2 protein-coding genes are annotated in these 2,007 nt (G+C 67.4%); both read right to left on the bottom strand.

Features of this window, described 5'->3' with window-relative positions; genetic code table 11:
* Positions 1–181: 181 nt before the first annotated feature.
* The gene (locus AQJ58_RS40175) at positions 182–1,150 is read right to left on the bottom strand and encodes an ABC transporter substrate-binding protein (protein ID WP_067259572.1); all 969 of its coding nucleotides are present in this window, start codon (positions 1,148–1,150) and stop codon (positions 182–184) included.
* Positions 1,151–1,163: 13 nt separating this feature from the next.
* Positions 1,164–2,007, bottom strand: an 844-nt coding sequence (locus AQJ58_RS40170; protein WP_159056436.1) for an ABC transporter permease, incomplete at its 5' end; no start/stop codon positions are given.

Here is a 2,007-nt window from a genome sequence, read left to right as displayed (position 1 = left end):
GCAGTTCAGTTTGCGCAACTCAATGTGCCCGCCCCGGGGAGGGGTGTCAAGAGGTCCCGTGACGTCGGTGAACAGCCGGAAGCGCAGCTCGCAGGGGCTCCCGGACACGGCGATGCCCGGTGGGCGGTGCGCAGCCACGCGCACCGCCCACCGGGCATGATCGACCACTTGGGAAACAGGGCTACTTGAGCCAGGCCTTCACCTTGTCGGCGTTGGCGTCCACCCACTTCTTCGCCGCCGCGTCGGGGCTCATCTTCTCCTCCGCGATGTACTTGGCCACCACGTTCTGGTCGTCGTTCGTCCAGTTGAAGTTCTTCACCAGGTTGTAGGCGGGGCTGCCGGACTTGGCGAACTTCGCACTGACGACCTTGTCCAGGTCGTAGACGGGGTAGTCGCAGGCGACCTTGGCGGCGTCGGCGTCACAGCCCTCGGTGTACGTGGGCAGGTTGACCTTGACGAGCGGGACCTCGGACAGGAACCACTGCGGCTCGTAGAAGTAGCCGATCACCCACTCCTTGTCCTTCTCCGCCTTGCGGAAGGCCTGGATGAGCGCCGTCTCACTGCCCGCGTACACCACCTTGAAGTCCAGCTTCAGGTTCTTCACCAGCGCCTCGTCGTTGGTGACGTACGACGGGTCGCCGTCCAGCAGCTGCCCCTTGCCGCCCGACTCCGAGGTCTTGAAGTTCGCCGCGTACTTGTTCAGGCTCTTGTAGTCGGTGATGTCCGGGTGCGCCTTCGCCAGCCACGGCGGCACATACCAGCCGATGATGCCCTTGTTGCCGGTCGAGCCCGCCTCCACGGCGGTCTTCTGGTCGGTGATGTACTTCTTCTTCAGGTCGTCGTGGCCCCAGTTCTCCAGGACGGCGTCGACCTCGCCCGTGCCGAAGCCCTGCCAGGCGATCTCTTCCTTCAGGTCCTTCTTGTTGACCGTACAGCCGAGGTCATGCTGTGCGACGTACGCGACGACCGCCGCGTCCGCCTCGTAGCCCACCCAGGGGTTGACCGCGAGGTTGAAGGTCCCGCACTTGCCCGAACCGCTGGAGCTGCCCGAACCAGAGGAGTCCGCTCCGACCTTCGCACCGCCGCACGCGGTGAGGGTGAGGCCGAGGACGGCCAGGCCGGCCGCGCCGGCACGCCAGTGTCTTGCCATGGTGTCCTGCTCCTTATGCGCTCGCGCGTCGCGCCGCTGCCTGAGTGATCCGGTCGAACATGACGCCGAGAAGGACGATGGCGAGACCCGCCGCCAGACCCTTCCCGTACAGCTGGCCCTGCGAGAAACCGGCCACCACGTCGTAGCCGAGGGCACCCGCCCCCACCAGGCCGCCCACCACAACCATCGACAGCACGTAGATCAGACCCTGATTCGTCGCGAGAGTCAGAGCACTGCGTGACATCGGCAGTTGAACCTTGGTGATGATCTGCCAGGTGTTGCACCCGGCCGAGGTCGCCGCCTCCACCGTCGCCTCCGGCACCGCCCGCACCCCATCCGCGACGATCTTCATCGCGACCGGCGCGGCGTACACGATCGCGGCGACGATCGCCGTGAACCGGGTCGCGCCGAACAGCGCCAGGAACGGCACCAGATAGACGAACGGCGGCATGACCTGCGCCGCGTCCAGACTCGGCCGCAGCACCCGGTCCACCATCCGGCTGCGCCCCATCCACACCCCGAACACGATGCCCAGCGCCATCACCAGCACCGTCGCCACGACGGTCGAGGCCAGGGTGGTCATCGCGTCCGACCACAGGCCCGTGCCGACCAGCAGGCCCAGGCACACCACCGTGGTGACCCCGGACCGCCGGCCGCCGAGCACGACCGCGAGGGCGACCAGCACCCCGGCCACCACCCACCACGGCGAATCGGTCAGCAGCGTCTGGAACGGATTGAGCAGACCGTTGGTGATCGCGTCCCGGAAGGCGTTGGTCAGCCCGGACAGGTTGTCCTGCGCCCAGGTCGTGGCCGTGTCGGCCGCGCTCGCGATCGCGCTTCCCGTGCTGCCCTGCCCC

It is taken from the genome of Streptomyces sp. DSM 15324, from assembly GCF_001514285.1.
Taxonomy (GTDB): domain Bacteria; phylum Actinomycetota; class Actinomycetes; order Streptomycetales; family Streptomycetaceae; genus Streptomyces.
This window is presented reverse-complemented; position numbering and strand designations above follow the sequence as displayed.